Raw genomic sequence first — 20745 nt, 5'->3', positions numbered from 1 at the left:
ACGAGGGCCGCTCCCCGCGCCCGGCAGCCGCACCGCCGCCGAAACCAAGCAAGTATTCGTTCGTCACACCCGATGAGTGAGTCCTGCTTGTCCCCAAGCTAAAACCTCTCGCTCACCGGAACCCGGCAGCGGCGGAGCGGCGGCGCCCGCTCCGCCGCGACCAGCGGGCATCCCCGGCGGAAATCCCTCTGCCACCACGGCTTTCCCCGAAAATCTCCCCGGCCGGAGACCGCGAACCCGGGCCCTGTACCGGAAATGCCCCGCCCGCCGCGCCGCAGGGTGCCTCCCCGCGGCGCGAACCCGACCAGTTACGGTGGCGCGCGTGTCCTCGTTCCGTCCGGTGAGCGTGTCTTCGGGGAACCGGCGGATCAGCTGGGACCTCGTGCGCGGTGGGTGCGTCGTGCTGGTGCTGCTGTACCACGCGACCTACATGAGCGTCGTCGTGCATCCCGAACTCGGGCCGCGGCGGTTCGTGTTCCCGCATCAGATCGGGGCGAGCCTGCTGCTGGTGATTTCCGCGTACTTCGCCGCCGTGACGATCGGGCGCGGGTCGCTCGGCCGGTACTGGTGGGGGCGGATCGCGCGGTTGCTGCCGCCGTTCCTCGCCGCCGTCGTGGCGATCTACTTCGCGCTGCGGTACCTGTCGCCGCCCGGCTGGTTCAGCCCGCGGTTCGGCGACCTCGCCGGCAACCTCCTCATGCTCTGGAACTGGAAGCCCGCCGACTACCCCTTCCTCGACGGCTCCCACTGGACGATTCCGCTCCAGCTCATGGCGTTCACTGTCGCCGCGCTGCTCTACCGCGGCAGCTGGGGCCACGGGCGCAAGTTTCGCGTCCTGATGTGGGCCGTCCTGCTCGTCCCGCTCGCGCAGTGGCCGCTGCGCGTCTCCGGTCCGCCCGAGTGGTACCGCGTCATCGTCGACGGCTTCGGATTCCACCGCTGGCATCTGTTCGTCGCAGGCATCGCAGTCTGGCTCTGGACGAAGAAACGCGTGTCCACGACGGAATTCGTGCTGCTGGAAGTCCTCTGCGTCACCGCGCACGCCCTGCACGGCGCGGCCGTCACGCCGGCCGGGATCGACGTCGAATGGGGTTCGACGCTCGGCATCGCGGCCGGGATCGTCGTGATCTCGCTCGCCGCGGCCGGCCCGGACTGGAACCGGTTCCTCCCGTCGTTCGTCCAGCGCGCGATCACCTGGTTCGCCGGCGTCTCCTACGGCGTCTTCCTGATCCACCAGGCCATCGGTTACCTGGTGCTGCACTGGCTGTCCGGCCTCGGCGTCGACCCGCTGCTGCAGACCGCGGGGATGATCGCCACCGGCGTCGTCCTCGGCTGGGCCCTCACCCGCCTGGTCGAACGCCCAGCCCACCGCTTCCTCATGCGCGGCTACGACACGTGGACCGCCCGCCGCCGTCCCGACGACGAACCGGCCGCGGTCTCGGCGGGCAAGCCCGGCTGACCCGGGGCCCCTCTCGACGACGCCCGCCGCTGTGGGCGGCAGCACACGTCGATGTCCGGGTCATCCCTGATGCCGGAAAGCCGCGCGCGGCCATAGCGTGGCAGTCCGGGTTGAGCAGCAGAGGGGCGAGACAAGTGAGAATCGGTCGGTTGGTCGCTGTCGGTGTCGTGGCGGCGAGCGTCTCCGCGTGCCAACTCCCGCTGGTGCGGGACGACGGCGAATCGCACGACAGCGTCTCGGTGGGCTGGCCGGGCACCGTCAAGGACACCTCGACGATCACCGGTTCGGCGAAGGCCGTCAAGATCGACAGTTCCGCCGGCTACGTGCGGCTGCGTTCCGGCGGCGCGCCCGGCTCGATCACCGTCGAACGCGAAATCCGCTACCAGGGGGCCAAACCGGAGGGAACCTGGCACCGTCTGTCCGGGTCGACGCTCGAACTCAACGGGGAATGCGGCAGCCAGTGCGTCGTCTCCTACACGGTCACCGTGCCTGATCGGACGGCCGTGACCGGGAAAATGGGAGCTGGCGAGTTCGAGGCCGACAAGATCAGCTCGCTTGACCTGACGATGTCCGCGGGCAGGGTCGCCGTCCGAGACTGCGCCGGACCGGTGAAAGCCGTGACCTCTGTCGGCGAAGTCGACATCACCACGACTGTGCCCGCTGACGCCGCCATCAAGACCCAAGTGGGCGCGGTTTCCCTCAACGTCCCCGGCACGGACTACTCGGTGTCGGCGCACACCTCGGTCGGCGAACGGAGTGGCACCCTGCCGGACCGGCCGAGCGGCGCCCACCGCATCGATATCAGTTCCCAAGCGGGGGAAATCCGGCTCGACTCCCATTGATCCTTCAGAACCCCGGGCGCCGCAGGTGTTCATCGCTCCACTGTGGACACTCCGGCGGCCCGGGGATTTCGCTCGGCAGGAAGGCACGGCAAGTGCGGGATCAGACGGGCCGGGTTGCCTTGCCTGCGAATGGGTGACCCGGGTGCCCTGCCCGCGCGATCTGCGCCGAACGCCAGCGGCCCGCATAAGCCGCTCGTCGCCGCCAAGCCGATGCTCGCAACGGACCGCTTGCTGCTGCCGAGCCACCGTTCACGAACCGACTGTTGGTCACTGCTGCGCCGCCGTTCGCGGGGGCTGCTCGCCGCCGAGCCATCGCTCGGAAGAGGCCGCTCGTCATTGCTGAGCCGATGCTCGCCATGACTCAGTCACGGCCGCCGAGTCGCAGCCTGTGCCCCTTCGTCGTCGCTGAGCCGTGGTTCGCAACGGGCTGCTGGTGGCTGCTGTGCCATTGTTGGCAGGGCCGCTCGCAACGCCCCGCCCGTCGTTGCCGAGTCGCGTTTCGCAACGGGCTGTTCGCCGCTGCTGTGCCATCGTTGGCGAGTGGCTGCTTGTCGCCGCTGCTCGCAACGGCCGCACTCGTCGTCGCTGACCCGTGGTTCGCAACGGGCTGCTGGTCGCTGCTGTGCCATCGTTGGCAAGTGGCCGCTCCCCGCCGCTCGCAACGGCCCCACTCACGGCCGCCGAGGCGCCGCGCGCACCAAGCCGCCACCGCGAAACCGCGGCTCACAGCGCGAACGCGATACCCCGCACCACCAGCGCCGCGAAGAACACCACCGTGAACGCCAGATCGAACCCGACCCCGCCTGCCCGGATCGGGGGCAGCACCCGGCGCACCGGGGCGATCACCGGTTCGGTGGCCCGGTGGCTGATCCGGCGCACCTGGCCGAGCCACGCGGGCCCGGTCGCGACCAGGCGGGTCCAGTCCAGGACCATCCGCACCACCAGCACCACGATGAACACGGTCAGGACGTACCCGACCAGGGTCCCGATCAGGCTCATCGCACACCTCGCGTCTCCGGCAACGTTCTCACCTCTCCCAACGTCCGGCGGTCCCGCGAAGTGTCCGGTTCTCCCGGAATTCTCAGCGGATTGCCAGGATCCGCCCGATCGGGTATCGAGGAGGGCTCCGGAGAAGGGAGCGGCGGGTGCGCAGTGCGGCGTGGTTCGGGGCGTCCGGCCGGGCGGGGATGATCCACCGGTCGTGGATGCGGTCCCAGGGGTTCGGCCCGGAGGTGTTCGACGGCCGGCCGGTGATCGGGATCGCGGTGAGCGCGTCCGAGCTGGCCCCGTGCAACGTGCATCTCGACCGCGTGGCCGAGGCGGTCAAGCGCGGGGTCTGGCAGGCGGGCGGCTTCCCGCTCGCGTTCCCGACGATGGCGACCGGCGAGACGCTCATGCGCCCCACCGCGATGCTCTACCGCAATCTGATGGCGATGGAGGTCGAGGAGCTGATCCGGGCCAACCCGCTCGACGGCGTCGTCCTCCTCTCCGGCTGCGACAAGACGACCCCGGCGATGCTGATGGGCGCGGCGAGCGTCGACCTGCCCGCGGTGATGGTCACCGGCGGCCCGATGCTCAACGGCAAGTTCCGCGGCGGCGACGTCGGCTCGGGCACGCACGTCTGGAAGTTCGAGGAAGAAGTCAAGGCCGGCCGGATGACCGAGGAGGAGTGCTTCTTCGCCGAAGGCTGCATGGCCCGCTCGAACGGCCACTGCATGACCATGGGCACGGCGTCGACGATGGCCTGTCTCGCCGAGGCGCTCGGCATGCAGTTGCCCGGTTCGGCGACCTGGCCCGCGGTCGACGCGCGGCGTTTCGAGACCGCGCAGGCGGCCGGTCGGCGGATTGTCGCGATGGTGGAGGAAGACCTGCGCCCGTCCGAGATCCTGACCCGCGCGGCGTTCGAGAACGCGGTCCGCGTCAACGCGGCGATCGGCGGGTCCACCAACGCGATCGTGCACCTTCTCGCGCTGGCCGGGCGCGTCGGCGTCCCGCTCGCGATGAGCGACTTCGACGAGCTGGGCCGTGAAGTCCCCACGTTGGTGAATCTGATGCCCTCAGGGCAATTCCTCATGGAAGATTTTTGTTACGCCGGGGGAGTTCCCGTGGTGCTGACGAGGCTCGCCGAGGCGGGGCTCCTGCACACCGGCGTCCGCACGGTCACCGGCAAGCCGAGGGAACCGGCGGAGTGCTGGAACGACGATGTGATCACGGCCGTCGACGCGCCGTTCCAGCCGCCCGGCACCGGAACCGCTGTGCTCACCGGGAATCTCGCTCCGGAAGGCGCGGTCATCAAGCAATCCGCCGCCTCGCCGGAGCTGCTCGCGCACACCGGCCCGGCGCTGGTCTTCGACACCGCGGAGGACTACCACCGCGTCGCCGACGACCCGGACTTGCCCGTCACCCCCGACACGATCCTGGTGATCCGCGGCGCGGGTCCGAAGGGCTACCCGGGCATGCCGGAGGTGGCGAACGTCCCGGTGCCGAAAAAGCTCCTCGAACAGGGCGTCACCGACATCGTGCGGATCTGCGACGGCCGGATGTCCGGCACCGGCTACGGCACGGTCGTGCTGCACGTGAGCCCGGAATCGGCGGTCGGCGGCCCGCTCGCGCTCGTCCGTACCGGCGACCGGATCACGCTCGACACCCCGGCGCGCCAGCTGACCCTGCACGTGCCCGACGACGAACTCGCCGTCCGCCGCGAAGCGTGGACACCGCCGGAAAGCCCGTACCGCAGCGGATACACCTGGCTCTACCGCGAGCACGTCACCCAGGCTCACCTCGGCGCGGACTTCGATTTCCTGCACGGCACCCGCGGTTCCGCCGTGCCGAGGGATTCGCACTGATGCGCCGCCTCGGCAAAACCGCCGCGGGCTGGCAGGTGACCGACGGCGAGTCCGCCGGCGCGCTCCCGCCCGGCACCACGCTCGGCTCCCTGCTCGCGTTGCCCGCCGACGACTTCGCCGAAGCACTGGCGATCGAGCTCGTCCCGGGTGAACCAGGCGAGCTGCGGGCGCCGGTCGACGACGACACCGAGGTGTGGGCCGCCGGAGTCACCTACGATGTGTCGCGCGAGGCGCGGATGGAGGAGAGCGGCGACGCGGACGTCTACTCGCGGGTGTACGACGCGGAACGCCCGGAGCTGTTCTTCAAGAGCGTCGGGCACCGCGTGCGCGGGCCGGGGGAGCCGATCGGGGTGCGCGAAGATTCCGCTTGGGACGTTCCGGAACCCGAATTGGCGTTGGTGTGCAACGCGAACGGCGAGATCGTCGGGTACACGATCGTCAACGACGTGAGTTCGCGCAGCATCGAAGGCGAGAACCCGCTGTACCTGCCGCAGGCCAAGATGTACCGCGGTTCGTGCGCGGCCGGGCCGTGGATCGTGCCCGCGCAAGAGATCCCGGACCCGTACGCGCTCGGCATCACCGTGTCGATCCATCGCGCCGGAGCACTGCTCTGGGCGGGGGAGACGTCGACCGCGCGGCTGCACCGCCGGCTCGCGGATCTGGTCGCGTGGCTCTACCGCGGCGATGTTTTCCCGCGCGGCGCCGTCCTGGCCACCGGTACATCCGCCGTTCCCGGCCCGGACGTCACGCTCGAGGCGGACGACGAGGTCACCATCATGATCGAGGGCCTCGGCGCCCTCCGGAACCCGGTCCGGCGCGGCCGCTTCGCCTGAGCCGCTCTTGACGCGGCCACGAGCGCTCGGCTATTCAATCTCAGTTCACATATCTGGGTACTATTCATATTCTTGAACGGAGTTGCGGTGCTGCCTCCTTTCCGGTCTTCCCGTCCGCGTCGTCTCGCGGCGGTTCTCGCGACGGTCGCGGGGCTGCTCGCGACCACTGCCGGAGCGGCGACCGCCGCGCCCGCGCCGAGGTCCTGTTCGTTCGTCTGCGTGCCGGACCCCGTGGTGCTCGACGGCCTGCGCCTGGCAGGCAACAAGATCGGCCTGATGGCCGGGAATCCGACGCTGCGCACGTCGCTGTCGAACCTGCTGAGGCAGGCGGACGACGCGCTGACCAAGGGGCCGTGGACGGTCGTCGACAAGGAGCGCGTCCCGCCGAGCGGCGACAAGCACGACTACCTCAGCCTCGCTCCGTACTACTGGCCCAGCCAGCCGAAAACGCCGGAAAACCCGCAGGGCTGCCCGTACGTCGACCGCGACGGCCAGGTCAACCCCGAGATGAAGAACGTGCCGGACAAGGCCGAGCGGCTCGTCGCGTTCAACTCGATCTACCAGCTCTCGCTCGCCTGGTACTACACCGGCAAGGCCGAGTACGCCCAGCGCGCCGCGCTCGACCTGCGCACCTGGTTCCTCGACGCGGCAACGAAAATGAACCCGAACCTGAACTTCGCACAGGGCATCCCGTGCAAGACCGACGGGCGCGGGATCGGCATCATCGAGTTCTCCTATACGTTCACCCAGGTCCTCGACGCCGCGCGGATCCTCGAAGCGGGCGCGCCCGGCTGGACGAAGGCCGACGGCAAGGCGTTCCGCGGCTGGTCGGCGGACTTCCTGGCCTGGTTGCGCACCAGCAAGAACGGCACCGACGAGGCCAAGGCGACCAACAACCACGGCACCTTCTACGACCTGCTCGCCGCGGCGACCGCGAGCTACGTCGGCCGGCGCGACCTGGCCCGCGAGATCGTCCGCGACTCCGGCAAAGCCCGGATCGACCACCAGATCGCCGCGGACGGCGGCCAGCCCGAGGAATCCACCCGCACCCGGACGTACCACTACCACACGTTCAACCTGGTCGCCCTGACTCGCCTCGCGCAGCTGGGCAAGCACCTGGGCGTCGACCTGTGGTCGTACCGGAATCCGCAGGGCGGCAGCATTTTCGCCGCCGTCGACCACCTGCTCCCGGCGGCGACCGGCGCCGCGCCGTGGCCGTTGCCGGACATCCATTTCATCCAGTACGCCGCCCTCGACAGCGTGCACGCCGCCGCCGACGCGGGGGACCGGAAGGCCCGCGCCGCGGTCGGCCGCATCCCGGTCCCGCCCGGCGGCGACCTGTTCCCGGTGCGCCCGGCCGCCGAGCAGCTGGACGACGTTTCCACCACCTGAGCCCGTTTTCACCCGGACGCGGCATCTGCCGCGTCCGGGTTTCCGGCATCGGTCGTGAAACGATTCAGAAAGACCGATTCGCCGGAACGGGAAAGGGAAACGCCGTGATCAAGACCAGCCGGAGCATCGGCTCCGGGGCCCGGCGGGTGACGTTCGTCCTGCCGCTCGACACCCCGCCCGGCCCGGTGAGCGTGGTCGGCGACTTCAACGACTGGCAGCCCGGACGCCACGAACTCCGCAAACGCTCGAACGGCACGCGCTCGGCCGCGGTGGAGGTGCCGCCGGGCGCCCGGCTCCGCTTCCGCTACCTGGCCGACGGCGGCCGCTGGCTGGACGAGCCGGACGCGCCTGCCCGCGACGGGCGGGATTGCTTGTATATCGCGGATTGACCCGGGCGGCGTCGTGCGAGTGCGGTGGGGTTTCGGTTGCTTGGCTGATCGCGGCCGTTGGCTGGACGGCCCGGATGCCCCGGCCCGTGAGGGGCTGGACTGCCTTGGCATCGCGGACTGACCGGCCCAGCTTGGTTCCCTCCCGTCCGGCGAGGGCTGGGCTGGTGCGTGTTCGCACCGGTGAGAACCGGTGCGAACACGCACCAGCCCCGAGCGGTGTCCGCGTGGCTTGACCCGGGAGCCGACGGCGGCGGAAGCCGGGCGGCGATCCGGCGGCGGGCTTCCGCAGGCGGGTCGTGAGTGGCAATCCCGGTTCTAACCGCGATTGCCGCTCACGACCCCTTGAGCCGCACATCACCCCGCCCTAGTTTTGGAGCACTCGCTCCATTATCATCTGATCCATGCCCCGCCCCCGGATCCACGATCCCGAGCTGATTCTCGACACCGCCGAGCGCCTCATCGCCGACATCGGCCCCGAGGCGCTCACCGTCCGGCGGCTCGCGCAGGAGGCGGGCGTTCCGAACAGCACGATCTACCACGTCTTCGCCAATCTCCCCGCCCTCATCGGCCAGACCTGGCTCCGCGCCGCCACTTTCTTCCTCGACGAACAAGAACGCCTGGTCGACGAAGCTCCCGACCCGATCGAAGCGGTAGTCGCGGCCGCCGACACCTCCGCCGTGGTAGCCGAGGCGCGCCCGGACGCCGCGCGGATGATGATCGCTGTCCCGGCAAAGCGCGTACTGGGCCCGCAACTGCCGGACGAACTCGCGGAAGCCTTGCACGCCTTGGACAAACGCCTCGTCCGCCTCTTGATCCGCCTGGCCCGGCAACTCTGGAACCGCGGCGACGGACAAGCCGTAGAGGTCGTCACCGCCTGCGTGGTGGACCTCCCGACCGCTCTGCTCCGCCGCGAACTCGCCACCGGACCCGCCAGTGCGGAAAGCCGCGCACGGCTAGCCGCGGCGGTCCGCGCGATCCTCGCCCTCGAACCACCGCGAAAGTCCAGGAAGGATTGAAATGCCCACCCTCACCACCGCCGGCGCCGTCCACGTACTCGACTTCGGCGCCGACGAAAACCGGTTCGCCCCACCGTGGCTGGAGGAGGTCCATACGCACCTCGACACGGTCACCGCGGGCAAGGAACCCGCCGCGCTCGTCACGATCGGCAGCGGCAAGTACTACTCCAACGGCCTCGACCTCGACTGGCTCACCAGCCACCCGGACGACGCGGGCAAATACGTCACCAGCATCCACGAGCTCCTCGCCCGCGTGCTGGCGCTCCCGGTGCCGACGATCGCCGCGGTCAACGGGCACGCGTTCGGCGGCGGCGCGATGCTCGCGATGGCCCACGACTTCCGCGTCATGCGCGAGGACCGCGGCTACTTCTGCTTCCCCGAGGCCGACCTCAACCTTCCGTTCACCCCGGGCATGGCCGCGCTCGTCCAGGCGAAGCTCACCCCGGCCGCCGCGATCGCGTCGATGACCACCGGGAGCCGCTTCGGCGGTCCGCAAGCGACAGCGCTCGGCCTGGTCGACGCGACGGCCGCGCTGGAGGATCTGCGAACTGCGGCGGTCGAACGCGTCGCTCCGCTGGCAGGCAAGGACCGCGGCACGCTCGGGGCGATCAAGTCCACTATGTTCGGTCCGGCGCTGACCGCGTTGCGGGAGGCGGGAAACTGATCAGGTAGGCTCGCGTACGCGCGGCGGTGGGGCTCGCCGCTCCGGGGATCGCCCGGGCAACCGCGGTCGAGACCGCCAACAGTCCCTACTCGAACGGTGCCGCGTGTCCGTGGAGTAGGAGAAGACTGTGCCCGAAGAACCTCTCGACCCTGACGTCGACCTCAGGGATCCCGTGCAGCAACGCGAACTCGTCCGGCACCACGTGTCGGTGCTCGGGGTGATCGCGCTCGGCGGCGGGCTCGGCGCGCTGGCCCGCTACGGGCTCGCGCAGGCCCTCCCCGCCGAGACCGCCGGCTTCCCGTGGGCGACCTTCTGGACGAACGTCGCCGGCTGCTTCCTCATCGGCGTGCTGATGGTGCTGGTCACCGAGGCGTGGTCGGCGCACCGGCTGGTGCGGCCGTTCCTCGGCGTCGGCATCCTCGGCGGCTTCACGACCTTCTCCACGTACGCGGTCGAAGCGCGCAACCTGCTCCGGCCGGACACCGTACCGCTCGCCTTCGCCTACCTCGGCGGAACGCTCGCCGCCGCGCTGCTCGCCGTCCTGCTGGGGCACGCGATCACCCGCAAGCTGGTCCCGGTGGAGGTGGCCGTCTGATGACCGCCCTCCTCGTCTTCCTCGGCGCCGCGGTCGGAGCGCCGATGCGGTACCTGACCGACCGGGCCGTCCAGTCCCGGCACCAGAGCCTGTTCCCGTGGGGCACGTTCACCGTCAACCTGATCGGCTGTGTCCTGCTCGGCGGGCTCGCGGGTGCCGGGACCGCGCTGCCCGCGGCGGTCTATTCGCTGCTCGGCACCGGATTCTGCGGCGCCCTGACGACGTACAGCACGTTCAGCTACGAAACCGTCCGGCTGGTCGAGCGCCAGTCGTACTTCGCCGCGGCGGCGAACGTGGTCGTCAGCGTCGCGGCGGGCGTCGGCGCGGCGGCGTTCGCGTATGAGGCTGTCCACGCCTTGGCCGGGTAAGGGTGCGAGGTGCACAGCCGGACTGTCCGGGCTGTGCAGATCGCACGGTGACCTCGCCGGAGCTGCTGCTTACCGTGCTGGGAACCGTTCCCCTCCCGATGAGGAGTCGCCATGGCCTCGGCTGTCGGTGTCGACGATTACGCGCTGACCAGGGTGCCCGATTCCGCCCGTTATTCGTGGTGGTCGGTCGCCGTGCAGCGGTTCGGCCAGGTTTCCGCGCTGTCGCAGTTCCTGCTCGGCGCCACGATCGGCTTCGGGATGAGCTTCGGGAACGCCGTGCTGGCGTTCACGCTCGGCTCGGTCATCCTCGAACTGATCACCGTGCTCGTCGGCGTGATCGGCGTCCGCGAGGGCCTGACCACCTCGATGATCGCGCGCTGGACCGGCTTCGGCCGCGGCGGCTCGGCGCTCATCGGGCTGGCCATCGGGATCAGCCTGATCGGGTGGTTCGGCATCCAGTCCGCGGTCTCCGCGCAGGGCCTGGCCGCGCTGGTCGGCGGCCTGCCCGAATGGGGCTGGGCGCTCGTGTTCGGCCTGGTGGTGACCGCGATCGTGGTCCGCGGCTTCCACTCGATGGCCTGGACGGCGTACCTGATGGTGCCCGCGTTCCTGATCCTGGTCGGCTGGTCGGTGGTGTCCGAGCTGACCCGGCACGATCTCGGCGCGCTCGTGGCGTCGGCGCCGCCGGGTCCGTCGCTGTCCCTGCTGCAGGGCACGACGCTGGTCGCGGGCGGGTTCATCGTCGGCGCGGTGATCACGCCGGACATGACCCGGTTCAACCGCACCACCGGCGACGTCGTGAAGCAGACGCTGGTCGGCGTCACGCTCGGCGAGTACGTGATCGGCCTGGCCGGCGTGCTGCTCGCGCACGCGGTCGGCACGGCGCAGATCACCACGATCGTCACGTCGTCGGTCGGCTGGGTCGGGCTGCTGATCGTCATCGCGGGCACGATGAAGATCAACGACTGGAACCTGTACAGCTCCGGGCTCGGCGTCGTGAACTTCATCGGCACCGTGTCCGGGAAACGGGCGCACCGCGGCCTGGTCACCGCCGTGCTCGGCGTGGTGGGCAGCGTGCTCGCCGCGGCCGGGATCCTCTCGAAGTTCACCGATTTCCTGACCGTGCTCGGGGTCGCGTTCCCGCCCGTCGCCGGGATCATGGTGGCCGAGTACTTCGTGGTGAAGCAGTGGCGCGGCGACCTGGCGGAGGCGCGTGCCCGCGGCACGGTGCCGTCGGAGGCTCCGGTCTGGGTGCCCGCGACGATCGTCGTCTGGATCGCCGCGGCGCTGTTCGGCGAGTTCGTGGACTGGGGCCTGCCCAGCATCAACTCGCTCGTCGTCGCTTTCATCTTGTACGTGGCCGCCGGGAAGCTCGGCCTGGTCCGCGGGGTCGGCAAGAGTGCCACCGCGGACGCCGAACCGGCCCCGGCCGCCTGATTCCGTTACCTGGAAGGAGATTTGCCCGTGCGCATCGGCATCGACGTCGGCGGCACCAACACCGACGCGGTCCTGCTGGACGGCCGCGAGGTGCTCGCCTCGATCAAGACCAGCACCACCGAGGACGTCACCTCGGGCATCGTCGCCGCGATCGACGGGCTGCAGCGGCAGCGCGCGTTCGACCCGGCCGCGGTGCGGGCGGTCATGATCGGCACCACGCACTTCATCAACGCGCTCGTCGAGGCGCACCGGCTGGCCCCGACCGCGGCGGTGCGGCTCAGCCTGCCCGCGGGCGCGTCGCTGCCGCCGATGGTGGACTGGCCGCAGCGGCTGGTCGACGCGGTGTCCGGGCGCAGCTACCTGGTGCACGGCGGCCACGAGTTCGACGGACGGCACATCGCCGAACTGGACGAGAGCGAACTGCGCAAGGCGGCCGACGACATGGGCACGGCCGGAGTGCGCAGCGTCGCGATCACGTCGGTGTTCTCGCCGGTGAACGCGGAGTTCGAGGCGCGGGCGGCGGAGATCATCGCTTCGCAGCTGCCGGACGTCGCGATCTCGCTGTCCCACGAAATCGGCCGGATCGGCTTGCTGGAGCGGGAAAACGCGACGGTCATCAACGCCGCGCTGCGCGAGCTGGCAGCGCACATCGTGGACGGTCTGGCCGCGTCGGTCACCGGAGCGGGCATCACCGCTCCGCTCTACCTGAGCCAGAACGACGGCACGCTGATGGACGTCGACTTCGCCCGCCGCTACCCGGTGGCGACCTTCGCGTCCGGTCCGACGAACTCGATGCGCGGCGCGGCGGTGCTGTCCGGTTTGGACACATGCGCGGTGGTCGACGTCGGCGGCACCACGAGCGACGTCGGCGTGCTGCGGCAGGGTTTCCCGCGCGAGGCGACCACCGACGTGAGCGTGGCCGGGATCCGCACGAACTTCCGGATGCCGGACGTCCTTTCGATCGGCATCGGCGGCGGCAGCCGGGTCCGCGGCGACGCGGCCGGCGTGACCGTCGGACCGGATTCCGTCGGCTACGAGCTGACCTCGAAGGCGCTCGTGTTCGGCGGAGACACCTTGACCGCCACCGACATCGCGGTCGCCGCGGGACGGGCCGAGATCGGCGACCCGTCGCTGGTCGCGCACCTCGACCGGGACTTCGTCAAGGCGGCGCTGGACCGGATCGCCGCGGACGTTTCCGACGTCGTCGACCGGATGCGCACGTCGTCCGAGCCGCTTCCGGTGGTCGCGGTCGGCGGCGGTTCGGTGCTGCTGCCGGACGAGCTGGCCGGTTCCGGCGAGGTCCGCAGGCCGGACCACTACGCGGTGGCCAACGCGATCGGGGCGGCGATCGCGCAGATCGGCGGCGAGGTCGACCGGGTCTACGTGATCGAGCCCGGCCGCCGCGAGGCCGTGGTGGACGAGGCGAAGCAGGAAGCGGTCGACCGCGCGGTGGCCGCCGGGGCGAGCCCGGCGTCCGTCGGCATCGTCGACTTCGACGAGGTGCCGATCCCGTACCTGCCCGGCAACGCCACCCGGATCCGGGTCAAGGCGGTCGGCGACCTGCAGCTGGGGGCGTGAACAATGGCCGAGATCAAGTCAAAGATCACTGCGAACGATCTGGACGACATCGCGCGCGGCGCGGCGATCCTCGGCACCGGCGGCGGGGGAGACCCGTACATCGGCCGGTTGCTCGCGCAGTCCGCGGTCCGCGAGCACGGTCCGGTGCCGCTGGTGCCACTGTCCGATCTGGACGACGACGCCGTGGTGCTGCCGGTCGCGATGATGGGCGCGCCGACCGTCATGGTGGAGAAACTGCCGTCCGCCGAACAGGTCGGGCTCGCCGCCCGGACGCTGGCCACCTACCTGGGCAAGGAACTCACGCACATCGCCTGCGCCGAAGCGGGCGGCGTGAACTCGCTGATCCCGGTCGTCGCGGCGGCACAGCTGGGTCTGCCGCTGGTGGACGCGGACGGCATGGGCCGCGCGTTCCCGGAACTGCAGATGGTTTTGCCTACCCTGTACGGAATCCGCGCGACCCCGATGTCCATTGCGGACGAGAAGGGCAACCGCGGCGTACTGGACACTGTGGACAATCACTGGGCGGAGCGGCTGGCCCGGTCGGCGACCATCGACATGGGTTGCTCGGCGATGATCAGCAATTACGCGATGTCCGGCGCGCAGGCCCGCGAGTCGATGGTGCCCGGCACGCTCACGCTCTGCGCGGAACTCGGCGCGCTCGTGCGGCAGGCGCGCGAGGAGCACGAGAACCCGGTGGACCGCGTGGTGGCGCGGCTGCGCGGGCGGACGCTGTTCAGCGGCAAGGTCGTCGACGTCGCCCGTCGCACCGTCACCGGCTTCGCCCGCGGCGAGGCCCGGCTGTCCGGAATGGACGGTGACACCGGGACGGAAATGCTGCTGCGGTTCCAGAACGAGCACCTGGTGGCCGAGGCGGACGGCGAGGTGCGCGCTTCGGTGCCGGACCTCATCTGCACGCTCGACCGGGAGTCCGGCGAAGCCGTCACCACCGAAGGCCTGCGTTACGGCCAGCGGGTCACGGTGATCGCGGCCCCGGCGGATCCGCGCTGGCACACCCCGGAAGGCATCGCGCTGGCCGGTCCGCGGTACTTCGGCTATGACCTGGACCCGATCGGGGTCGCGGGATGAGCTGGACACTGACCGAGGACCATCTCGAAGACCTCGCCCGCGGCGCGGCTGTTCTCGGCACCGGTGGCGGCGGCGACCCGTACGTCGGGCGGCTGCTGGTGCGCGAGGCGATCCGCGAATACGGACCCGTCACCGTGCTCGATCCGGACGACCTGGACGACGACGCCCTCGTGATCCCGACCGCGCAGATGGGCGCGCCGACCGTCGTGCACGAGAAGCTCCCGAACGGCGCCGAGCCCGAGCTTGCCTTGCGGGCGCTGGAAAAACACCTCGGCGCGAAGGCCGACGCGACGATGCCGATCGAATGCGGCGGGATCAACTCGATGATCCCGCTGGTCGTCGGCGCGCGGCTCGGCCTCCCGGTGGTCGATGCCGACGGCATGGGCCGGGCGTTCCCGGAACTGCAGATGGAGACGTTCGGCGTGTACGGCGTCCCCGGTTCGCCGATGGGGATCGCCGGGGAGCGCGGCGAGACCGCGGTGATCGACACCGGGGCCGACAACCGGCGGATGGAATGGCTCGCGCGCGGGGTCACCATCCGGCTCGGCGGCGTCGCGCACATCGCCGAGTACTCGATGAGCGGCGCGGACGTGAAACGCACCGCCGTGCCTCGCACGTTGTCGCTCGCGCTGAGCGTCGGCCGGGCGATTCGCCTTGCCCGCGAAGAGAATGCGGATCCGATCGCGGCATTGGCGACGGCGCTCGGCGACACGTTGTACTCGCATCTGCGCGTGTTGTTCCGCGGCAAAGTGTCCGATGTGGAACGCCGGACCGAAGAAGGGTTCGCCAGAGGACGCGCCGCGGCGGTGTCCTTCGACGGCGAGCACAAGCTGGAAATCCTGTTCCAGAACGAAAACCTGGTGGCGCTCGTCGACGGGGAGGTGCGCTGCCTGGTCCCTGACCTGATCTGCGTGCTGGAGGCGGAATCCGCCGAGCCGATCACCACCGAGACCCTGCGCTACGGCCAGCGGGTCACCGTGGCCGGGATCTCGACGCCGCCGCTGATGCGCACTCCGGAGGCGCTGGCCACGTTCGGCCCGGCGGCGTTCGGGCTGGCGCACGATTTCGTCCCCGTGGAGGTGGCTTCGTGAGTTCGCTCGACGGCCGGGCGGTCGTGGTGCTCGGCGGCGGTTCCGGAATCGGGCTGGAGGTCGCCCGGCGCGCGACGGCGGCGGGCGCGCTCGTCCACCTCGGCGGCCGGACCGGCGACAGACTGCGGGCCGCCGCCGCGGAACTGGGCCCGACCGCGACCTGGCAGGCCGTGGACACCACCGACCAGGCGTCGCTGGCCGAGTTCTTCGGCGCGCTGGACCGGGTCGACCACCTGTTCACGCCCGCCGCGTCCTACACCGTCGGCCCGATGCGGGACCTGAGCGACGCGGAGGCGGAAAGCCCGTTCGTCACGAAGTTCTGGGGCCAGTACCACGCGGTGAAGCACGCCGCGCCGAAGCTGTCGGACGACGCTTCGGTGGTGCTGATGTCCGGCGTCGCGAGCGTGCGCCCGCCCGCCGCGGCGCCGGCGTACATCGCGTGCAACGCGGCGATCGAGGGACTCGGCCGCGGACTCGCGGTGGAGCTGGCGCCGGTGCGGGTGAACGTCGTGTCGCCGGGCACGATCGACGGGAACCTGTGGGCCGGGCGTCCGGCGGCCGCGCGGGAGGCGAGTTTCGCGCAGTACCGCGCCGACACCCTGCTGCACCGCGTCGGCCGGGAGTCCGAAGTGGCCGACGCCGTGCTGTACCTGTTCACCAGCACGTACACCACCGGTTCGACGCTGTATCCGGACGGCGGCTACAGCTTCCGCTGATACGCTGACCAGCCATGCGCATCACCGCCGCGGACGTGCCGGCACTCGAACGCGGCGTCGCGCTGCTCGGGTCCGGCGGGGGCGGGGACACCGTCACCGCGGCGGTGCTGCTGCGGCGGATGACCGAATCCGGCCGCGAACCCGTCGTGCACCCGATCGCGGATCTGCCGCCGGACACGCTCGTGGTTCCGGTGGGGATCGTCGGCGCGACCGCCGCCTTCGCCGAGAAACTGCCGAGCGGCGACGAATTCGTTTCGGCGATCGCGGCGATCGAACGCTGGACCGGGCGGCGCGCGCAGGCGTTGATGACCATCGAGATCGGCGGTCTCAACGGCCTGCTTCCGCTGGTGATCGCCCAGGAGCTGGGGCTGCCGTGCGTGGACGCGGACCTGTCCGGACGCGGCCTGCCGCGGCTCGACCAGCTCTCGGTCGCCGCGACCGGCCGCGGCGTCGCTCCGGTCGCGATGGCCGAACCCGGCGGCCGGGTGGTGGTGCTCGCCGCCGCGCCGGCCTCGGTGGTCGAGAGCGGGATCCGCGCGTTCCTGGCCGGCTCCGGCGGCTGGGCGGCGATCGCGCTGGCCCCGATCCCGGCCGGAGAACTGGCCGAGCACACCGTGCCGGGCACGACGAGCGAGGCGCTCGCGCTCGGCGCCCGGGTGCTCGCGGCGGGGGAGAGCCCGGAGCTCGCCGCGCTGGAAACCGCCCTCGACGGCCAGGTTCTCGCGCGCGGCCGGGTGCTGGAGGTGTCGCGGCACGTCGGCCCGGGACACCACGGCCGCCCCGGCTTCGGCCGCGGCTCGGCGACGCTGACCGACCACCGCGACGGCGCGTTGCTGCGGCTGGAAATGGAGAACGAGTACCTGCTGGCGCTGCGGGACGGGCTGCCGGTGGCGTCCACTCCGGACGTGCTGTCGGTGCTCGACCGCCGCACCGGCGTCCCGCTGCAGTGCGACGCGATCCGCGCCGGGGTCGAGGTGGACGTCGTATGCCTGGCCGCGTCGCCGTTCTGGACCGATCCGCGCCGGCTTCCGCTGCTGGAGCCCCGCGCGTACGGAATCGACTGCGATCCGGTGGTAGCCCGGTGATTCTCCGTCAGCTGCTCGCGCTGCCTTCGTGGGCCGGCCCGGTCCGGGTGTGTTCCGGCGAGTCTGGTTTGGACCGTCCGCTCAAGACGGTCAAGGCCGCGCTGGACGCGTCTGGCACACCCGCTCCCGGCGAGCTGGTGGCGGTCCTGCGCCCGCTGGGTTCCGATTGGCAAATCGACGCTCTCTTGCGCCGGTGTGCGGATGCCCGAGCCGCCGGAGTCCTGCTTCCGGGAGCCGAACCGCTTGCCGCCTCACGACTTCTGGCCGAACGGCTGTCGGTGCCCTTGCTGGTCACCTCGGCCGATCCGCTCGATCTGCTCGTGGACGCCCGCCTCGCTCTCGCCGCTCCGGACCTCGACCGCGCCGACGCGGTGCTCGCCGCGCACCGGGCGCTGGGGGAGCGGTTGCGGCCGCCGGAAGAAATCGTGACCGTGCTGCGGCGGCTGCTGGACGCTCCCGTCGCCGTCCTCGACGACCGCGGCGAAGTGCTCGCCGGAGAGCTCGCCGAGGCCGCCCGTGTGCGAGTACACGAGCCGGTCCCGCAACGCGTCGCTCTCGCGGATGGTGTGCTGCTGGCACATCCTGCGGTGCTGCCGCAACCCGCGGTATGGCTGGCCGCCGAGCTGACCGGCGCGAAGGCGCCACGCGCGGACGTCGTCGCCGCGACGCTGGCCGTCGCCGCCGGGGCCGTGCAGCGCTGGCTGCTGGCGCACCGCCTGGAACTGGAACGCGACGCCCGTTCCCGGTCCGCCCTGCTGGGCGATCTGCTGCGCCAAGACACCGAACCCGGTGCCGACCTGCGCCGGCGCGCGGCGGATGCGGGCTGGCGACTCGGCGGCTGGCACGTCGGCCTGCGCATCGGCGTGCCCGCGGACGTCGACACTGTCTCCCGCACGCAGGAGGTCGTGCGCGCACTCCGGGCCGAGTCGATCGACGCGGTCACCGTCGAACACGGCGAGGGCTGGACCGGCTGGGTCACCTTCGAGCAGGAACCGACCGCGGAGCGGGTGCGGGCGTTGTCCGCGCGGCTGCGCGCTGTGCACCACAGCCTGCGCCGCACCCTCGACGCACACCTGGGCGTCGGCCGCCCGCACGCCGACGGTCTCACCGCGACAGTCGCTGAAGCCACCGACGCCGCCCGCCTCGCCGCGGCCCGTCCGGAGACCGGGCATTTCCTGCACGTAGACCAGCTCGGCATGGCCCAGCTGCTCCTGGAATGGACCCGCACGGACACCTTCGAGCCCGCCGCACGCGCGTTGCTCGCCCCGCTGGTTTCGGTGCCCGGCGACCTGATCCGCACCCTCGCGGCGTACCTCGACGTCGAGTCTTCGCTCGCCGAAACCGCGACGGTGCTGGGGATCCACCGCAATACCGTGGCCGCGCGGATCAGCCGGATCGAGCAGTTGCTGCAGGTCGACCTGTCCCGTCCGGACGAACGGCTCGCCCTGCACCTGGCCGCCCGCGCGGTGATCCTCGCCCGGTCGGCCGAGTAGTACTGGCAGGGCCAGCTACGGCCTTGGGCAACGGCTGAGCGGAAGGCAGACTCGAGGCATGGGCAAGAACGACCTTGGCGATTTCCTGCGGGCCCGCCGCGGCGGGCTGAAGCCGGGCGAGATCGGTCTTCCGGACGGATTCGACGTCGGACGGCGGGTCTCCGGCCTGCGCCGCAGCGAGGTCGCGCAGCTGGCCGGGGTGAGCACCGAGTACTACACCCGGCTGGAACAAGGCCGGGCCCGGCAGCCGTCCGAGCAGGTGCTGCACGCCCTCTGCGACGCGCTGCGGTTCGACGACATCGAGCGGCGGCACCTGTTCGCTCTCGCGGGCGCCACAGCCGAACGCGTGGACCAGGCCGAGCACGCGTCCCGGCTGCGTCCGGCGCTGCGGCAGGTGCTGGACTCGATGGAACTGGCGTCGGCGTTCGTCAGCGACCGGAACCTGACGGTCGTCGGCGGGAACGCCTTGTGGGCCTTGCTGTTTCCCGACGTGGCCGAGCTGCCGCGGCGGGAACGCAGCATGGCGCGCTGGACGTTGCTGGACCCGCGGGCCCGCCTGGTGTGGCGGGATTGGGAACGCGTCGCCCGCGACTACGTGCACGGATTGCGGCTCGCCGCGGCCGCGCAGCCGCGGAATCAGCACATCGCCAACCTGATCGGCGAGCTGATGATGCGGTCGCCGGAGTTCCCGGCGTGGTGGTCGGAACACCGCGTCCAGGAACGCAGCACCGGTCTCAAACGCCTGCGCCATCCGGTCGCCGGCGATCTCGAACTGCAGTACGAGATCTTCGCCTCGGTCGCCGATCCGGGCCAGTCGATGGTCGTCTACAGCGCTCCGGCCGGTTCGCCTTCGCAGGAACGGCTGCGGCTGCTGGCCAGCTGGGGCCGCGAACCCGCCGAGTACTGACCTTCGCCCTTCATCAGGCCCCGCCGCACCCGCGGGGTCCATGCCGTCATGCCCCACGAAAGGACACTTCGCAGTGAGCAAGACAATCCTGATCACCGGCGTCAGCACCGGCCTCGGACGGGCCATCGCCCGGCGAGCCCTCGCCGCCGGGCACCAGGTCGCGGGCACGGTTCGCACCGAGGAGCACGCGGCCGCTTTCCGGGCAGCAGACCCCGGACGCGCCCGGGCTTTCGTCCTCGACCTGACCGACGCGGACCGGATCGAGCCGACCGTGCGTGCGGTCGAAGCGGAACTGGGCCCGATCGACGTTCTCGTGGCCAACGCCGGATACGGCCTCGAAGGCACCTTCGAGGAGTCGTCGATGGCGGATCTGCGCCGCCAGTTCGAGGTCAACGTCTTCGGCACGGTCGCGACCGTCAAGGCGGTCCTGCCCGGCATGCGCGAACGGCGCGACGGCCAGATCTTCGTCATCACCTCGATGGGCGGGCACACCACCTTCCCCGGCCTGGCGTTCTACGAGGGCAGCAAACACGCTCTGGAAGGCATCACCGACACCCTCGCCCAGGAGGTCACGCAGTTCGGCGTGCGGGTCACCGCCGTGGCGCCCGGTGCGTTCAAGACCGACTGGGCGGGCCGCTCGCTGGTCCGCGCCCCGCGCAGCATCGCCGACTACGACGCCCTGTTCGACCCGATCCGGACCCGCCGCCAGGCCCTCGCCGGACAAGGCATCGGCGACCCCGACCGCGCGGGCGACGCCATCCTGAAGCTGCTGGACGAGGAGAACCCGCCGGTGCACCTCCTGCTCGGCTCGGACGCGCTGCGCCTGGTCACCGCCGGACGCCAGCGGGTGCAGGCCGACTTCGACGCCTGGCAGGACCTCACGCTCTCCACCGACTCCGCCGAAGGCGGCGTCACCGTCGCCTGACCCGGTCCGGGAGGGGAACCCGG

At 71.1% G+C, this 20745-nt stretch carries 20 protein-coding genes; 19 read left to right on the top strand and 1 reads right to left on the bottom strand.

Features of this window, described 5'->3' with window-relative positions:
• The first annotated feature begins 322 nt into the window (after positions 1 to 322).
• Together H4281_RS39455 and H4281_RS39450 are read left to right on the top strand one after the other, a co-directional pair.
• A complete protein-coding gene (locus H4281_RS39455; RefSeq protein ID WP_312872266.1) occupies positions 323 to 1459 on the top strand; it encodes an acyltransferase family protein in 1137 nt (378 codons plus the stop codon).
• A gap of 149 nt (positions 1460 to 1608) precedes the next feature.
• Positions 1609 to 2301: a DUF4097 family beta strand repeat-containing protein gene (locus tag H4281_RS39450; RefSeq protein ID WP_182895947.1), complete on the top strand. Its 693-nt coding sequence runs from the start codon at positions 1609 to 1611 to the stop codon at positions 2299 to 2301.
• Between the two features lie 723 nt (positions 2302 to 3024).
• Here the strand turns inward: H4281_RS39450 and H4281_RS39445 are convergent.
• The gene (locus H4281_RS39445) at positions 3025 to 3300 is read right to left on the bottom strand and encodes a YggT family protein (protein ID WP_182895946.1); all 276 of its coding nucleotides are present in this window, start codon (positions 3298 to 3300) and stop codon (positions 3025 to 3027) included.
• A 107-nt stretch (positions 3301 to 3407) separates the two neighbouring features.
• Here H4281_RS39445 and H4281_RS39440 point away from each other — a divergent pair, with 107 nt between their 5' ends.
• The 17 genes from H4281_RS39440 to H4281_RS39360 all read left to right on the top strand — a co-directional run bounded on the left by H4281_RS39440 (position 3408) and on the right by H4281_RS39360 (position 20722).
• Positions 3408 to 5147, top strand: coding sequence for an IlvD/Edd family dehydratase (locus H4281_RS39440; RefSeq protein WP_312872269.1), 1740 nt, complete (start codon positions 3408 to 3410; stop codon positions 5145 to 5147).
• On the top strand, positions 5147 to 5980 hold the full coding sequence (locus H4281_RS39435; protein ID WP_182895944.1) for a fumarylacetoacetate hydrolase family protein: 834 nt from the start codon (positions 5147 to 5149) through the stop codon (positions 5978 to 5980). The genes H4281_RS39440 and H4281_RS39435 overlap by 1 nt, the downstream gene beginning before the upstream one ends.
• 87 nt (positions 5981 to 6067) lie before the next feature.
• The gene (locus H4281_RS39430) at positions 6068 to 7372 is read left to right on the top strand and encodes an alginate lyase family protein (RefSeq protein ID WP_312872265.1); all 1305 of its coding nucleotides are present in this window, start codon (positions 6068 to 6070) and stop codon (positions 7370 to 7372) included.
• A gap of 104 nt (positions 7373 to 7476) precedes the next feature.
• Positions 7477 to 7761: an isoamylase early set domain-containing protein gene (locus H4281_RS46000; protein WP_182895943.1), complete on the top strand. Its 285-nt coding sequence runs from the start codon at positions 7477 to 7479 to the stop codon at positions 7759 to 7761.
• 401 nt (positions 7762 to 8162) lie between these two features.
• Positions 8163 to 8777, top strand: coding sequence for a TetR/AcrR family transcriptional regulator (locus tag H4281_RS39420; RefSeq protein ID WP_182895942.1), 615 nt, complete (start codon positions 8163 to 8165; stop codon positions 8775 to 8777).
• Position 8778: 1 nt separating this feature from the next.
• Positions 8779 to 9441, top strand: coding sequence for an enoyl-CoA hydratase/isomerase family protein (locus H4281_RS39415; protein ID WP_182895941.1), 663 nt, complete (start codon positions 8779 to 8781; stop codon positions 9439 to 9441).
• Between the two features lie 127 nt (positions 9442 to 9568).
• Positions 9569 to 10036 carry a fluoride efflux transporter CrcB gene (crcB, locus tag H4281_RS39410; protein WP_182895940.1) on the top strand — a complete coding sequence of 156 codons (468 nt, stop codon included), beginning with the start codon at positions 9569 to 9571 and terminating at the stop codon, positions 10034 to 10036.
• A complete protein-coding gene (gene crcB, locus H4281_RS39405) occupies positions 10036 to 10404 on the top strand; it encodes a fluoride efflux transporter CrcB (protein ID WP_182895939.1) in 369 nt (122 codons plus the stop codon). The genes crcB (H4281_RS39410) and crcB (H4281_RS39405) overlap by 1 nt, the downstream gene beginning before the upstream one ends.
• 111 nt (positions 10405 to 10515) lie before the next feature.
• Complete coding sequence (locus H4281_RS39400; RefSeq protein WP_182895938.1) at positions 10516 to 11841, top strand: purine-cytosine permease family protein; 1326 nt, start codon at positions 10516 to 10518, stop codon at positions 11839 to 11841.
• A 27-nt stretch (positions 11842 to 11868) separates the two neighbouring features.
• Positions 11869 to 13419: a hydantoinase/oxoprolinase N-terminal domain-containing protein gene (locus tag H4281_RS39395; protein ID WP_182895937.1), complete on the top strand. Its 1551-nt coding sequence runs from the start codon at positions 11869 to 11871 to the stop codon at positions 13417 to 13419.
• A 3-nt stretch (positions 13420 to 13422) separates the two neighbouring features.
• Entirely contained in the window at positions 13423 to 14505 is a 1083-nt protein-coding gene (locus H4281_RS39390; protein WP_182895936.1) for an S-methyl thiohydantoin desulfurase family protein, read from the top strand.
• Positions 14502 to 15596 (top strand): S-methyl thiohydantoin desulfurase family protein, encoded by a 1095-nt coding sequence (locus H4281_RS39385; RefSeq protein WP_182895935.1) that lies wholly within the window; start codon positions 14502 to 14504, stop codon positions 15594 to 15596. Before H4281_RS39390 ends, H4281_RS39385 begins: the two co-directional genes overlap by 4 nt.
• On the top strand, positions 15593 to 16312 hold the full coding sequence (locus H4281_RS39380) for an SDR family oxidoreductase (RefSeq protein ID WP_182895934.1): 720 nt from the start codon (positions 15593 to 15595) through the stop codon (positions 16310 to 16312). The genes H4281_RS39385 and H4281_RS39380 overlap by 4 nt, the downstream gene beginning before the upstream one ends.
• A gap of 14 nt (positions 16313 to 16326) precedes the next feature.
• Positions 16327 to 17397: a DUF917 domain-containing protein gene (locus tag H4281_RS39375; RefSeq protein ID WP_182895933.1), complete on the top strand. Its 1071-nt coding sequence runs from the start codon at positions 16327 to 16329 to the stop codon at positions 17395 to 17397.
• Positions 17394 to 18890, top strand: coding sequence for a helix-turn-helix domain-containing protein (locus tag H4281_RS39370; protein WP_182895932.1), 1497 nt, complete (start codon positions 17394 to 17396; stop codon positions 18888 to 18890). Before H4281_RS39375 ends, H4281_RS39370 begins: the two co-directional genes overlap by 4 nt.
• 58 nt (positions 18891 to 18948) lie before the next feature.
• Complete coding sequence (locus H4281_RS39365; protein ID WP_182895931.1) at positions 18949 to 19797, top strand: helix-turn-helix transcriptional regulator; 849 nt, start codon at positions 18949 to 18951, stop codon at positions 19795 to 19797.
• A 73-nt stretch (positions 19798 to 19870) separates the two neighbouring features.
• Positions 19871 to 20722 (top strand): oxidoreductase, encoded by an 852-nt coding sequence (locus H4281_RS39360; protein ID WP_182895930.1) that lies wholly within the window; start codon positions 19871 to 19873, stop codon positions 20720 to 20722.
• Positions 20723 to 20745: the final 23 nt, after the last annotated feature.

The sequence above is a fragment of the Amycolatopsis dendrobii genome, assembly GCF_014145675.1.
GTDB classification, from domain to species: domain Bacteria; phylum Actinomycetota; class Actinomycetes; order Mycobacteriales; family Pseudonocardiaceae; genus Amycolatopsis; species Amycolatopsis dendrobii.
Note: the sequence above shows the minus strand (reverse complement) of the source record. Positions and strands in the feature narration are given on the sequence as shown.

Bases quoted from the DNA above. Each gene is read 5' to 3' on its own strand.
- H4281_RS39375 (WP_182895933.1), top strand. From the start codon at position 16,327: ATGCGCATCACCGCCGCGGACGTGCCGGCACTCGAACGCGGCGTCGCG.
- H4281_RS39390 (WP_182895936.1), top strand. From the start codon at position 13,423: ATGGCCGAGATCAAGTCAAAGATCACTGCGAACGATCTGGACGACATC.
- H4281_RS39365 (WP_182895931.1), top strand. From the start codon at position 18,949: ATGGGCAAGAACGACCTTGGCGATTTCCTGCGGGCCCGCCGCGGCGGG.
- H4281_RS39385 (WP_182895935.1), top strand. From the start codon at position 14,502: ATGAGCTGGACACTGACCGAGGACCATCTCGAAGACCTCGCCCGCGGC.
- crcB (WP_182895939.1), top strand. From the start codon at position 10,036: ATGACCGCCCTCCTCGTCTTCCTCGGCGCCGCGGTCGGAGCGCCGATG.
- H4281_RS39445 (WP_182895946.1), bottom strand. From the start codon at position 3,300: ATGAGCCTGATCGGGACCCTGGTCGGGTACGTCCTGACCGTGTTCATC.
- H4281_RS39415 (WP_182895941.1), top strand. From the start codon at position 8,779: ATGCCCACCCTCACCACCGCCGGCGCCGTCCACGTACTCGACTTCGGC.
- H4281_RS39420 (WP_182895942.1), top strand. From the start codon at position 8,163: ATGCCCCGCCCCCGGATCCACGATCCCGAGCTGATTCTCGACACCGCC.
- H4281_RS39400 (WP_182895938.1), top strand. From the start codon at position 10,516: ATGGCCTCGGCTGTCGGTGTCGACGATTACGCGCTGACCAGGGTGCCC.
- H4281_RS39435 (WP_182895944.1), top strand. From the start codon at position 5,147: ATGCGCCGCCTCGGCAAAACCGCCGCGGGCTGGCAGGTGACCGACGGC.